Raw genomic sequence first — 12,503 nt, forward strand, 5'->3', positions numbered from 1 at the left:
CTCTTGACCTGCACTCGGTCAGATCCGGCCTGATCAGAGAGATGCTGGTCAGTTGTCCAGATCACAATTAAAAGCGATATGCAGTCTGCATCACAATGGATCAGAATTCCGTAACCCTATTTGTTCGGCCCCCGATGTGCCATGTGTCAGCCAGTTCGACTGGATTTGTTTCGACGAAGAGGAAACTTCATGATCCCCGTTATCATCCACACCGGTTCCGCTGCCCTGGACGGCCTGTTCTCCACCGGTAGCGCTGCTCTGCACGGTATTTTCCACACCCTGTGGACGGGTTCTTTCGGCGGCTGGTGACGCTGTCTCGGTCGATGGTTTCGACCGTGCCGACGCCGCTGTGACGGCGTGGACGAGGCGGGCCTCGCACCGTTGGTGCGGGGCCCGCCTGCATGTCGAGGCACCCGTCTACCGGGGGGTAGGCCGCGGCAGATTCCGGCCAACTAAGCTGGTGCGCGGTAATTGCCGACCCCCCTTCCTCCCAGGAGTACCCCACAGTGAGCCAAGCAGGCCGTCCTGTTGTTCTGATCGCCGACAAGCTCGCCCAGTCGACCGTCGACGCGCTCGGTGACGGTGTCGAGGTCCGCTGGGTCGATGGCCCCGACCGTCCGGCGCTGCTGGCCGCGGTGCCCGAGGCGGACGCCCTACTCGTCCGCTCGGCGACCACCGTCGATGCCGAGGTGCTCGGGGCCGGGAAGAACCTGAAGATCGTCGCCCGCGCCGGCGTCGGCCTCGATAACGTCGATGTGCCCGCGGCCACCGAGCGCGGCGTTATGGTGGTCAACGCGCCCACCTCCAACATCCATACTGCTGCTGAGCACGCCGTCACGCTGCTGCTGGCCGCGGCCCGCCAGATCCCGGCGGCCGACGCGACCCTGCGCGAGCGCACCTGGCAGCGCAGCAAGTTCAACGGTGTAGAAATCTTCGACAAGACCGTCGGCGTCGTCGGCCTCGGCCGCATCGGCCAGCTGTTCGCCGCGCGTCTCGCTGCCTTCGAGACCAAGGTGATCGCGTACGACCCCTATGTTTCCCCGGCCCGCGCCGCCCAGCTCGGCATCGAACTGCTGAGCATGGATGAACTGCTCGAGCGCGCCGACCTGATCTCGGTGCACCTGCCGAAGACCCCGGAGACCAGGGGCATCATCGGCAAGGAGGCAATCGCCAAGACCAAGCCGGGCGTCATCATCGTCAATGCCGCACGCGGTGGGCTAGTCGATGAGCAGGCGCTGGCCGACGCCATCAAGTCGGGTCATGTGCGTGCCGCCGGCCTGGACGTATTCGATACCGAGCCGTGCACCGACAGCCCGCTGTTCGACCTGCCGCAGGTCGTGGTGACCCCGCACCTGGGTGCTTCCACCGCCGAGGCACAGGACCGCGCGGGCACCGATGTCGCCAAGTCCGTACTGCTGGCCCTGGCCGGTGAATTCGTGCCTGGCGCGGTGAACGTCACCGGTGGCACCGTCGGCGACGAGGTCGCGCCGTGGCTGGAGATCGTGCGCAAGCAGGGGCACCTGCTCGGTGCGGTATCCAACGAGCTGCCGGTCAGCATCGAGGTGCAGGTGCGCGGCGAGCTGGCCGCACAAGATGTTGCGGTGCTGGAGCTGGCCGCGCTGCGCGGCCTCTTCTCCGCACTGGTCGAGCCTGGGACAAACGGGCAGAGCCCGGCGGTCACCTTCGTCAACGCCCCCGCGCTGGCCAAGGACCGCGGCATCACCGCCGAGGTCACCAAGATTTCGGAGAGCCCGAGCCACCGCAGTGTCGTCGACCTGCGTGCGGTCTTCGGCGACGGCCGCACCCTGAATGTGGCGGGCACGCTGACCGAGCCGCAGCTGGTGCAGAAGATCGTCAACATCAACGGCCGCAACTACGATATGCGCGCCGAGGGCCTGAACCTGGCCGTGCTGAACTACGAGGACAAGCCGGGCGCGCTGGGCAAGATCGGCACCAAGCTCGGCGAGGCCGAGATCGACATCCTCGCCGCACAGCTGAGCCAGGATGTCGACAAGGAAGGCGCAACCGTAGTTCTCCGTGTGGCCCGCGAAGTCCCCACGGACATCCAAGCCGCGATCGCCGAATCCGTCGGCGCCGCCAAGATCGTCCTGGTCGACCTCTTCTGACAACCACCGGCGCCGCGCACCCCTACTATGCGCGGCACCGCCACATCTGCCGCGTACGAAATGTCAAGGCAGGCACGTAATTGCCGGCAAAACAGTGCGTGGCGTGCGAAAACGTGTGCCGCGATGCCCGGCAGCAGGCTGTGGTGGGGGCGAAGTACGGTGGCGTTGGTATCAATGAACGGAGCGTTGGTGTTATGAAGCTTGCTGTTATCGCTGGTGATGGGATCGGGCCCGAGGTCATCGCGGAGGCGCTCAAGGTGTTCGACGTGGTGCAGCCGGGGGTTGAGAAGACCGAGTACGACCTGGGGGCGCGGCGCTATCACGCGACCGGGGAGATTCTGCCGGATTCGGTGCTGCCCGAGCTGAAGCAACACGATGCGATCCTGCTCGGCGCGATCGGCGATCCGTCGGTGCCGAGCGGTGTGCTCGAGCGCGGATTGCTGCTGCGCACCCGGTTCGCGCTGGATCACCATGTGAACCTGCGTCCGTCGAAGCTGTACCCGGGTGTGACCAGTCCGCTCGCGGGCGATCCGGATATCGACTTCGTGGTCGTGCGCGAGGGCACTGAGGGGCCCTACACCGGCACCGGCGGCGCCATCCGGGTGGAGACGCCGCACGAGATCGCCACCGAGGTCAGCACCAATACCCGCTTCGGCATCGAGCGCGTTGTCCGCTACGCCTTCGCCAAGGCGCAGGCCCGGCGCAAGCACCTCACGCTGGTACACAAGAACAATGTGCTGACCTTCGCCGGTTCGCTGTGGCAGCGCACGGTGAACGAGGTCGCGGCGGAGTTCCCGGAGGTGCAGACCGCCTACCAGCACATCGATGCCGCCACTATCCACATGGTCAACGACCCGGGCCGCTTCGATGTGATCGTCACCGACAACCTCTTCGGCGACATCATCACCGACCTCGCGGCGGCGGTCAGCGGCGGTATCGGCCTGGCGGCCAGCGGCAATATCGATGCCTCCGGCACCAACCCGAGCATGTTCGAGCCGGTCCACGGCAGTGCCCCCGATATCGCGGGTCAGTCCAAGGCCGACCCGACCGCCGCGATTCTGTCGGTATCGTTGCTGCTCAACCACCTCGGAAATACCGAAGGCGCCACACGCATCGAAGCCGCGGTAGCCAAGGATCTCGCCTCGCGCACCGGCGCGGCCTCGACCGTCGAGATCGGCGACCGGATCGCCGCGGCGGTCTGATTCGTACCCGGCCCCGCGCTCGGTTTCGAGCGCGGGCCCGCAGCGGTGGTCATACCGCCTCGTCCGTTTCAGCGCGCTTCACCATGGGGTTGTAATCAGCGCCGGCGACTCGCGATGGCATCGTGGACCCGTACCGCGGGCTCGGCGATCGGACCGATGGCATCGAACACCACACCGGCGATCGCTTGATGCTGTTGTTCGACGACGGTGGTTGCCGCACTGATGAATTCGGCGCCGGATGGTCCGGGCTTGCGCTGTTCGCTCAGTTGTTCGGCGGTGGATTGTCGTGCGGTCATGATTGCCGCCCGGTGGCGTCGTCGGATTTCTGCGGCTCGGCACCGGAGTCGGGGTGCTGGATCGCTCCACGGGGATTCGCCGAGATGTGGGGCCGCCACTTGGCTTGCGGCGTCGGTACCTGTTGTGCGGCAGTCGAATCGGGCGGCATCGCGCCGATCGTCCGAAGGGATGGTGGTGGAGTGTGCGGATCGGGTGGCCCCGGAGCGGGCCATCTGCCGGGAAGATGCTGCGCGGTAGGAGAACTCGCTGAGCCAGGCGCCGCCCAGCTGTGCGGGTGCGGAGGGGGCGGCCAATGTGGCGTGGCCGGTGGGTTCGGCAGTACCGGAGGTGTTGCCCAGTCGAGCGGCGGGGTTGGCCAGCCGAATTGGGCGGGGTCGGGCAGTGGAGGCGTTGGCCAGCCCGGGGCGGTGTCTGTGGACATGGTTGTCTCTCCTGTGGCTGTAGGAGAATTCGTTGAGCGGGGATCAAAGGGGCGGCAGGGCAGGGGACTTCGGCATGTCGGGTGGGGTTGGCATCGGGGGTGGGCCGGGTGGCATGGGCAGGCGTGGTGGGGCCGGGAATCCGGCTGGCGGGGTGCGGAATCCGGGTGGTGTCGGGGGGACGGGCGGAGCCGGAGGTGTGGAAAGCGGGACCATCGGGGGCATCGGGCCGCTGAAGCGTTGGAAGGCCGCTTGGCGGGAGGTGCCGAGGAGATCGCCGATTTCGGCCCAGGTGTGGCCTTCTTCGCGGGCCTGCCGGGCCAAGGTGTGCAGGATGTCGTCGACGAGTCGACTGAGATTGCGGGTCGCCGTGAGTGCCGCGAGCACCGGGACGCCGGGTTTGCCCTCCTCCGGGCGTAGCACACCCACCACCAGTTCCGCATTGGCGGACAACAACTTTCCGAGCATCGCCCGTTCGTCCTGTGCGTCGACGCGCTGCTGTTCATCAGACATATGTAAAGCCTGACTTGACGCACCCGCCTTGTCAAGGCTGGGTTTACATCGCGGGTGACGCGACGTGATCTAGTCTGGCCGTGCCAGGGGCGCTCGAGTATGCCGCGCTCGGCATTTCGCAATGGGCCTTCAATCGGAGTTCCGAACCGCCGCTTCGAAGATGGTGTGCAACCGCCGGAACTCTCGCGCCGAGTTCAGTCCCAGAAATCGAGGCGGACAACGTCTTTCGGGTAAACAGCGATTCCGCCGCTACTGCTCGACTGCTGATTCGGCGAGTCTCATAGGCGAGGCGGCCGAATGTGCTTGGCGCACATGCGAAGCGCCTCCCGGCGGGACCGGGACGGGCGCGATTTCGGCAGAGGCCGTTATTCGGATCGTCGATCGGCGGGAACCAGGGGAACCGCGGCCATCGCCAGTACGGCGGCCAGCAGGTAAGCGGAGGGGAAGCCGCTCGCGGTGATCAGCGCACCGAAAACCGGTGGGATGGCGGCTACTGCGAGGTTCTGGCCGGTGTTCTGGATGCCCAGTCCGCGTCCACTCCAGTATGGTCCGGCGATTTCGGCGACCGCGGTGAAGGCCAAACCGTTGTCGGAAACCGTGATGACCGATGCGGCGATCAGCAGCGGGATCGCGGCCAACCACGCATGCGTCCATGCGGCAAAAGCCAAGGCGGCCATGGAGATTGCGGCGGCGATGGCGACGGTGCGCAGCGGTCTCAGGCGGCTGCGGACGCGATCGGACCAGGCGCCCGCGCCGATTCGCCCTAGGGCGCCGAGGAATTGGGTTCCGGTTACCAGAACGCCCGCTACGGGCAGCGACCAGCCAACGTCACTATGCAACCACAATAATGCGAAAGTCCATACGGTGCCCTGGGGAATGCACAACAGCACCGACACCGTGTGGATACGCCACAACGTGGAATCGCCGCGATACGGGTTGGCTCGATCTGCCGCCGCGCCCATGGGTCGGGGTGGATCGATGATCCCGATCAGGCAGCCGAGCGCGGCGGCTCCCGCCATCACCGCGGGCACGAGAATGGCCGTCGAGACACCGTGCGCGGCTGCAACGGTCGGAACGCTGAGCGCGCCGATACCGACGCCGATGGGCTGTGCGGCCTGTCGGATTCCCATGGCCAGTCCGCGCCGCCGTGGCGGGAACCAGCCGACGATCACCCTGCCGCTGGCGCCATTGGTACTCGCGGCGCCGACGCCGCCGAGGAACAATAAAGCCCCGAGCAGCACGTAATCGGAGACGGTGGCCGCCGCGACGCCTGCGCCGAACATCAGTAGTGGTCCGCCGACCAGCACTTTCTGCTCACCGATCCGGTCGACGACAAATCCCCAGGCGATCAGCGTGCACACCAGTCCGACGGTAGGCATGGCCACCAGCAGCCCCGCGGTAGCCAACGGCATGCCATCGGCCGTGAGCGCGGGCAAGAGAAATGGCACCCCGTGCACGAAGACGGCACTGGAGGCCTGTGCAAATACGCCGAGGCCGAGCATGGACCATCGTCGGAGGTCGCGCATCTGCGTCACGGTCGTAGCCATCGCCCTCACCTCGTATTCTCAAAATGTGGGAATGAATTCTCATTCTGTGAACATTTAGTCTCACCGTACACCCGTGGACAAGCGGATTCGGCTGTGGTGCTGCCGAACTGCTCACACAGCCAGCGGCCGAGACCGCTGCCGCGCGCTGTTCCGGACCGCGCGGTCGGGCGCGTTCGAGCAGGTCGAGGGCGGTCGATAGACTGCGGTGCATGCGTCTAGGTCGAATCGCCAGTCCCGATGGAGTCGCTTTCGTCAGCATCGAAGGGGAGGGGAGCGAGAGCGTCGCCAAGGAGATCGCGGAACATCCGTTCGGTACTCCGACATTCACCGGGCGGAGTTGGCCGCTGGCCGATGTGCGCCTGCTCGCGCCGATTCTGGCCAGCAAGGTGGTCTGTATTGGCAAGAACTACGCCGCGCACGCGGCCGAAATGGGCGGGGTCGCACCGGCGGATCCGGTGATCTTCATGAAGCCGAGCACCTCGATCATCGGCCCGAACGCGTCGATCCTATTGCCGCCCAGCTCCTCCCAGGTGGACTACGAGGGTGAGCTGGCGATCGTCATCGGCCGTCCATGCAAGGATGTGCCCGCCGCCCGCGCGCTCGACGTGGTGCTCGGCTATACCGTCGCCAACGATGTGACCGCGCGCGATCAGCAGAAGCACGACGGCCAGTGGACCCGTGCCAAGGGCTACGACACCTTCTGCCCGCTCGGCCCGTGGATCGAAACCTCGCTCGACCCTTCGGATCTGGAGATCGTCACCGAAGTCGACGGCGAGGTCCGCCAACGCAGCCGCACTTCGCTTCTGCTGCACGATATTCCGAAGCTCATCGAATGGGTGACGACGGTGATGACGCTGCTGCCCGGCGATGTGCTACTCACCGGCACCCCAGAGGGTGTCGGCCCGCTGCAGACCGGGCAGAACGTTTCCGTGACCGTCGAGGGCATCGGAACCCTCACCAATCCTGTTGCCGCCAAGCGCTAGTCGAAAGAGAGCCATGACTGAAGTACGGGTCCGCTTCTGCCCGTCACCGACCGGGACGCCACATGTCGGCCTGGTCCGGACGGCGCTGTTCAATTGGGCGTACGCCCGCCATACCGGCGGCAAGTTCGTCTTCCGCATCGAAGATACCGATGCCGCACGCGATTCCGAAGAATCCTACGGTGCGATCCTGGACGCGCTGCGCTGGCTCGGCCTCACCTGGGACGAGGGCCCGGAGGTCGGCGGGCCCTATGCGCCCTATCGGCAATCGCAGCGACGCGAGCTGCATATGGAGGTCGTGCGGAATTTGCTGGCGGCCGGTGAAGCGTATGAATCTTTCTCCATGCCCGAGGAAGTCGAGGAGCGTCATCGCGCCGCGGGCCGCGATCCGAAACTCGGCTACGACAACTATGATCGCGATCTCACCCCCGAGCAGATCGCGGCCTATCGCGCCGCCGGACGCCCGGCGGTAATCCGGCTCAGAATGCCCGACGAAGACATCACCTGGCACGATCTCGTGCGGGGAGAAACCACCTTCAAAGCGGGTACCGTGCCCGATTTCGCACTCACTCGCGGTAATGGCGATCCGCTCTATACGCTGGTTAACCCGGTCGATGACGCATTGATGAAGATCACCCATGTGTTGCGCGGTGAGGACATTCTCTCGTCCACTCCGCGTCAAATTGCGCTCTATGCGGCGATGCGCCGAATCGGTGTCGCGGAGTTCACTCCGGAGTTCGGTCATCTACCGTTCGTGATGGGGCAGGGCAACAAGAAGTTGTCCAAGCGCGATCCAGAGTCGAATCTGTTCCTCCATCGGGATAGGGGATTCATCCCGGAGGGTTTGCTGAATTACCTGGCGTTGCTCGGCTGGGGCATCGCGGAGGATCGCGATGTGTTTTCGATGGCCGAGATGGTGGCGGCCTTCGATATCGCGAAGGTGAATTCGAATCCGGCCCGTTTCGATCAGAAGAAGGCGGACGCACTCAACGCCGAACACATCCGATTGCTGGAGCCGGGTGATTTCGCGCACCGCTTGCGTGAGTTCCTCACCGAACACGGTCACATCGGCGCCGACATCGACGACAAGGTGTTCGCCGCCGCCGCCGAACTGGTGCAGACGCGGATCGTGGTGTTGTCCGACGCCTGGGATCTGCTGCGTTTCTTGTTCGCGCCGGCGGAAGAGTTCGCGATTGATCCGGCGGCGGGATCGAAGAACCTCGGTTCCGATGCGACATCGGTATTGGATGCCGCCATTGCCGCGCTGGAGCCGCTGACGGCTTGGACCACCTCCGCTATCGAGGATGCGCTCAAAACCGCGCTCATCGATGATCTGGGGCTCAAGCCGCGCAAGGCGTTCGCACCAGTGCGAGTGGCAGTCACGGGTTCGCATATCAGCCCGCCGCTGTACGAATCGCTGGAACTGCTCGGCCGGCAGACGAGCCTGGCTCGCCTGCGCTCGGCGCGGGACTGGACGGTACCGGCCTGAAACCCCGTCGCTGACCGAAAAACAGGGCGTTGACCAGGCGATTTGTAGTAGACCGTATGCGGTTTGGTACTCTTCTTCTCGGCTCGGAACCGGGCCTCGGGTCAGCCGGACACGAGGTCAAACGTCCTGGTCATTGGGGTATGGTGTAATTGGCAACACAGCTGATTCTGGTTCAGCCATTCTAGGTTCGAGTCCTGGTACCCCAGCGGAGAATGTTGTTCGTCTCTCGGTGCGCGACCGAAAGTTGTTCAGCATCCGGCGATTTGGTCGCCGGGCTTCGGTCAGCTAAGCTAACCGAGCTTCCACTGATCGAAAGATCAACCGGAAAGATCACTCACCGAAATGTGGGAGATCGAGTCCTGGCCCCGTCGTCTAGCGGCCTAGGACGCCGCCCTCTCAAGGCGGTAGCGCGGGTTCGAATCCCGTCGGGGCTACAACGAGTGCAAGGCTCATGCTCACATAGAGCATGAGCCTTTCTCGTTTTCGCATTGCTTTGTGGGGGTGAAACCCCCACACCCCTACCCGGAGGGCTTCGCCCCGGGCTGGACTGGCGGGGTGCGGGTGGCTGGTGGGGCCCGCTGTTTTCTCGAAAGGCCCTCCAGTGGTTTCGCTGGAGGGCCTTTCGCGGCCGGTAGGGCTTACTATCCGCTCTTGCGGCGGAACTCTCGCTTGTGGCTGGCGTTGCCGTGGGTGGCAGTTGCCTTGGAGCGGCCGTCGAGGTGGTCGTTCGACTTGGCGTGATGCTGGTTTTTGCGTTCCAAGGCTTCCTTGAACTTGCGTTTGACCTCTTCGGTGCTCGGTGCCGCCTTGCCGTTGGAACTTTCCGCCATGTCTGCTCCTCGTCGTCGCGGCCGTGCGTCGCGCCAAAGGCGTCGCACGGCCGATTCGGGTCGAACAGGGTTGACGCTACTGTGCCGGGTGCGGTGTGTCAGCCGGATTTTGCCCGCGTGGCGCGATCAGTCGAGGGCTTGGGCGGTGGTGCCGCCAAGGGGGAGTTGGGGGAGGCCGAGTTTGCGGTGGTCCCAGCTGCGCAGACGATTCGGGATGACACGGACCGCTACCCGCTTGGTGAGCATCTGCTCGACGAGCGGGCGGACCTCTTCATTGTAGGGGCCGGTGTAGCGCTCCCAGACGCTCACACCGACGGCGAAGAGCTTGTCCGGATCATCGATGATCTCGGCGTGGCCCTCGATGGAGACGCCGCGCAGCTGGTCGTAGGTATGGCCTGCTTCGACCATGCAGGTGATGCGGGGATCGCGGCGTAGATTCACCGCCTTTTGTGATTTGGCCTTGGTCTCGAACCACAGCTCGGGGAGCTTGTGGACCGAGCCGTCGGCCGCACGCTCGCCGTCGATGAGTGCGTACCACATCGCGGTCAGGTGCGGTGCACCGTTCGGACCGATGGTGGCTAGCGTCGCGATGCGGCTGCGCTCCAGGAATTCGGAAATCTCGGCGTCGGACATGACGATCTGGGCCCGTTGGTTTACTCCCATGCGCACCAACTCTAGATGCTCGAAACTGGAACATGTTACAGCCTCTTGTGTAATGCGTCCGCGGCGGCGACCAGGTCGGCCGCCCAGCGGGCGCCGGGTCTGCGGCCCATGCGATCAATCGGACCGGATACCGACACCGCCGCGATGACGTGGCCTGCGGCGTCGCGCACCGGTGCCGAGACGCTGGCTACGCCGCTGGCCCGCTCGGCGGCGCTCTGGGCCCAGCCGCGCTTGCGGACCTCGGCCAGCGCTCGCTCGCCGAATACCGCATCGGCCAGGATGGTGCCCTGCAGTTCCGGATCCGCCCAGGCGACCAGTACCTTGGCTGCCGAACCCGCGGTGAGCGGTAGGCGCGCCCCGATCGGTACGGTGTCGCGCAGGCCGACGGGCGGTTCCAGGGCGGCGATGCAGACCCGCGCATTGCCGTCTCGGCAGTAGATCTGGACGCTCTCGCCGGTGATCTCGCGTAGGCGCGGGAGAATGGCCGCGGCGGCCTCGTGCAGTGGATCGGTGGCCCCGGTGGCGAGTTCGGCGAGGGCCGGGCCGGGCCGCCACAGACCGTTGTTGTCGCGGGCGAGCAGTCGGTGTACCTCGAGCCCGACGGCCAGGCGGTGGGCGGTGGCCCGGGGTAGGCCGGTGCGGGTGCATAGTTCGTTGAGACCGCATGGATGCTCCGCGACGGCATATAGCACTGACACCGCTTTGTCGAGGACGCCGATACCGCTATGCTGTCTCATATAACGATACTAGCGTCTCGGATACTGAGAAAGCCACTTCAAGGTCTGCTCGCTCCGGACGCGTCGGAAACAGTCCAAAACTTGTGTAGCCGTGCGCGCGCCTCAGCCCGGATCGCGTGCATCGGTTGCTCGTCGGAAAGGTGATCGAGAATGGCCGAGCGCCGCACACTGGCCGAGAAGGTGTGGGAGCAGCACGTCGTCGCCCGGGGGGAGGGCGAGGGGGCTTCGCGCGAGCCCGATCTGATCTATATCGATCTGCACCTCGTGCATGAGGTGACCAGCCCGCAGGCCTTCGACGGGCTCCGCGCCGCAGGCCGTCCGGTGCGCCGTCCCGATCTCACCATCGCGACCGAGGACCACAACGTCCCGACGATCGATATCGATAAGCCGATCGCCGATCCGATTTCGCGCACCCAGGTCGAGACGCTGCGCCGCAATTGCGTGGAATTCGGTGTGCGCCTGCATCCGATGGGTGATCTGGATCAGGGCATTGTGCACGTCGTCGGGCCGCAACTGGGTTTGACCCAGCCGGGGATGACGGTGGTGTGCGGCGATAGCCACACCTCGACGCACGGCGCGTTCGGCGCGCTGGCGATGGGCATCGGCACCAGCGAGGTCGAGCACGTCCTTGCCACGCAGACACTCTCGCTGCGCCCGTTCAAGACCATGGCGATCACCGTCGACGGCCAATTGCCGCCCGGTGTCACGAGCAAGGACCTTATTCTGGCCGTCATCGCTCAGATCGGTACCGGCGGTGGTCAGGGCTATGTGCTCGAGTATCGCGGCGAGGCCATTCGCGCCATGTCCATGGAGGCCCGAATGACCATCTGCAACATGTCGATCGAAGCGGGCGCGCGGGCCGGCATGATCGCTCCTGACGAAACGACCTATGAATTCCTCAAAGGCCGCCCGCACGCGCCGCAGGGAGCCGACTGGGATGCCGCAGTGGCCGCCTGGGAGGCGCTGAAGACCGATGAGGGCGCGGTTTTCGACGCCGAGGTGCACATCGACGCCAGCTCGCTGACCCCGTTCGTCACCTGGGGTACCAACCCTGGACAGGGTGCTCCGCTTGGCGAGAAGGTGCCCGATCCGGCGCAGATTACCGACGAGACGGCGCGCGAGTCCGCGGAGAAAGCGTTGCGATACATGGATTTGGAGCCGGGTACTCCACTTCGTGATGTATCGGTCGACGCCGTATTCGTCGGTTCGTGCACCAACGGACGCATCGAGGATTTGCGTGCCGTGGCCGGGATTTTGAAGGGACGCCGCGTCGCCGACGGGGTGCGAATGCTGGTTGTACCGGGATCTATGCGGGTACGCGCCCAGGCGGAAAAAGAAGGACTTGGTGAGATTTTCACCGAGGCGGGTGCCGAATGGCGTCAGGCGGGCTGCTCGATGTGCTTGGGAATGAATCCCGATCAGCTCGCGCCCGGCCAGCGTTGTGCCTCCACTTCGAACCGCAACTTCGAGGGCCGGCAGGGCAAAGGTGGCCGTACGCACCTGGTTTCCCCGCTCGTAGCGGCCGCTACGGCAGTTCGCGGCACCCTGTCCTCGCCCGCGGATCTGGACTGATCGACCAGCGGACGCCGTTGTGTCCGCGCCGAATCGCTCTTTCCGGCCGTCAGCGGCTGGTTGTAGGTAGCTCGAAACGGCAGCCGTAGCGACTGCTTGCAGGTCGCTCGAAACGACCGGCCCAAATC

The 12,503-nt window shown here is 65.2% G+C and carries 11 protein-coding genes and 2 tRNA genes; 7 read left to right on the forward strand and 6 right to left on the reverse strand.

Annotated features, from left to right (window positions below; genetic code table 11):
* Positions 1 to 506: 506 nt before the first annotated feature.
* Positions 507 to 2,126 carry a phosphoglycerate dehydrogenase gene (gene serA, locus AB0L63_RS12255; RefSeq protein ID WP_364498568.1) on the forward strand — a complete coding sequence of 540 codons (1,620 nt, stop codon included), beginning with the start codon at positions 507 to 509 and terminating at the stop codon, positions 2,124 to 2,126.
* 194 nt (positions 2,127 to 2,320) lie between these two features.
* Positions 2,321 to 3,328, forward strand: coding sequence for a 3-isopropylmalate dehydrogenase (locus AB0L63_RS12260; RefSeq protein WP_364498571.1), 1,008 nt, complete (start codon positions 2,321 to 2,323; stop codon positions 3,326 to 3,328).
* Between the two features lie 95 nt (positions 3,329 to 3,423).
* Here the strand turns inward: AB0L63_RS12260 and AB0L63_RS12265 are convergent, their stop codons facing one another.
* The 3 genes from AB0L63_RS12265 to AB0L63_RS12275 all read right to left on the reverse strand — a co-directional run bounded on the left by AB0L63_RS12265 (position 3,424) and on the right by AB0L63_RS12275 (position 6,104).
* Positions 3,424 to 3,624, reverse strand: a complete 201-nt coding sequence (locus AB0L63_RS12265) for a hypothetical protein (protein WP_364498573.1) — start codon at positions 3,622 to 3,624, stop codon at positions 3,424 to 3,426.
* Between the two features lie 465 nt (positions 3,625 to 4,089).
* Positions 4,090 to 4,557, reverse strand: coding sequence for a hypothetical protein (locus AB0L63_RS12270; protein WP_364498576.1), 468 nt, complete (start codon positions 4,555 to 4,557; stop codon positions 4,090 to 4,092).
* 365 nt (positions 4,558 to 4,922) lie between these two features.
* Positions 4,923 to 6,104 (reverse strand): MFS transporter, encoded by a 1,182-nt coding sequence (locus AB0L63_RS12275; protein WP_364498579.1) that lies wholly within the window; start codon positions 6,102 to 6,104, stop codon positions 4,923 to 4,925.
* A 209-nt stretch (positions 6,105 to 6,313) separates the two neighbouring features.
* Here AB0L63_RS12275 and AB0L63_RS12280 point away from each other — a divergent pair, with 209 nt between their 5' ends.
* The 4 genes from AB0L63_RS12280 to AB0L63_RS12295 all read left to right on the forward strand — a co-directional run bounded on the left by AB0L63_RS12280 (position 6,314) and on the right by AB0L63_RS12295 (position 9,007).
* Complete coding sequence (locus AB0L63_RS12280) at positions 6,314 to 7,087, forward strand: fumarylacetoacetate hydrolase family protein (RefSeq protein WP_364498582.1); 774 nt, start codon at positions 6,314 to 6,316, stop codon at positions 7,085 to 7,087.
* 13 nt (positions 7,088 to 7,100) lie between these two features.
* Positions 7,101 to 8,573, forward strand: coding sequence for a glutamate--tRNA ligase (gene gltX, locus AB0L63_RS12285; RefSeq protein ID WP_364498584.1), 1,473 nt, complete (start codon positions 7,101 to 7,103; stop codon positions 8,571 to 8,573).
* 134 nt (positions 8,574 to 8,707) lie between these two features.
* A tRNA-Gln gene (locus tag AB0L63_RS12290) sits at positions 8,708 to 8,779 on the forward strand.
* 155 nt (positions 8,780 to 8,934) lie between these two features.
* Positions 8,935 to 9,007 (forward strand) — tRNA-Glu (locus AB0L63_RS12295).
* 207 nt (positions 9,008 to 9,214) lie between these two features.
* On the opposite strand, the gene AB0L63_RS12300 is transcribed toward AB0L63_RS12295, so the two are convergent.
* From AB0L63_RS12300 to AB0L63_RS12310, 3 genes are all read right to left on the reverse strand, one after another.
* Entirely contained in the window at positions 9,215 to 9,403 is a 189-nt protein-coding gene (locus AB0L63_RS12300) for a DUF5302 domain-containing protein (protein WP_364498587.1), read from the reverse strand.
* A 126-nt stretch (positions 9,404 to 9,529) separates the two neighbouring features.
* A complete protein-coding gene (locus AB0L63_RS12305; RefSeq protein WP_364498590.1) occupies positions 9,530 to 10,066 on the reverse strand; it encodes a PPOX class F420-dependent oxidoreductase in 537 nt (178 codons plus the stop codon).
* A 35-nt stretch (positions 10,067 to 10,101) separates the two neighbouring features.
* Positions 10,102 to 10,803 carry an IclR family transcriptional regulator gene (locus tag AB0L63_RS12310; RefSeq protein ID WP_364498593.1) on the reverse strand — a complete coding sequence of 234 codons (702 nt, stop codon included), beginning with the start codon at positions 10,801 to 10,803 and terminating at the stop codon, positions 10,102 to 10,104.
* A 150-nt stretch (positions 10,804 to 10,953) separates the two neighbouring features.
* On the opposite strand from AB0L63_RS12310, the gene leuC reads away from it, so the two are divergent.
* Entirely contained in the window at positions 10,954 to 12,375 is a 1,422-nt protein-coding gene (leuC, locus tag AB0L63_RS12315) for a 3-isopropylmalate dehydratase large subunit (RefSeq protein ID WP_364498595.1), read from the forward strand.
* The last annotated feature ends 128 nt before the right edge of the window (positions 12,376 to 12,503 follow it).

The organism is Nocardia sp. NPDC051990 (assembly GCF_040680755.1).
Taxonomy (GTDB): Bacteria; Actinomycetota; Actinomycetes; order Mycobacteriales; family Mycobacteriaceae; genus Nocardia.

Bases quoted from the DNA above. Each gene is read 5' to 3' on its own strand.
- AB0L63_RS12260 (WP_364498571.1), top strand. From the start codon at position 2,321: ATGAAGCTTGCTGTTATCGCTGGTGATGGGATCGGGCCCGAGGTCATC.
- AB0L63_RS12265 (WP_364498573.1), bottom strand. From the start codon at position 3,624: ATGACCGCACGACAATCCACCGCCGAACAACTGAGCGAACAGCGCAAG.
- AB0L63_RS12270 (WP_364498576.1), bottom strand. From the start codon at position 4,557: ATGTCTGATGAACAGCAGCGCGTCGACGCACAGGACGAACGGGCGATG.
- AB0L63_RS12275 (WP_364498579.1), bottom strand. From the start codon at position 6,104: ATGGCTACGACCGTGACGCAGATGCGCGACCTCCGACGATGGTCCATG.
- AB0L63_RS12280 (WP_364498582.1), top strand. From the start codon at position 6,314: ATGCGTCTAGGTCGAATCGCCAGTCCCGATGGAGTCGCTTTCGTCAGC.
- gltX (WP_364498584.1), top strand. From the start codon at position 7,101: ATGACTGAAGTACGGGTCCGCTTCTGCCCGTCACCGACCGGGACGCCA.
- AB0L63_RS12300 (WP_364498587.1), bottom strand. From the start codon at position 9,403: ATGGCGGAAAGTTCCAACGGCAAGGCGGCACCGAGCACCGAAGAGGTC.
- AB0L63_RS12305 (WP_364498590.1), bottom strand. From the start codon at position 10,066: ATGGGAGTAAACCAACGGGCCCAGATCGTCATGTCCGACGCCGAGATT.
- AB0L63_RS12310 (WP_364498593.1), bottom strand. From the start codon at position 10,803: ATGAGACAGCATAGCGGTATCGGCGTCCTCGACAAAGCGGTGTCAGTG.
- leuC (WP_364498595.1), top strand. From the start codon at position 10,954: ATGGCCGAGCGCCGCACACTGGCCGAGAAGGTGTGGGAGCAGCACGTC.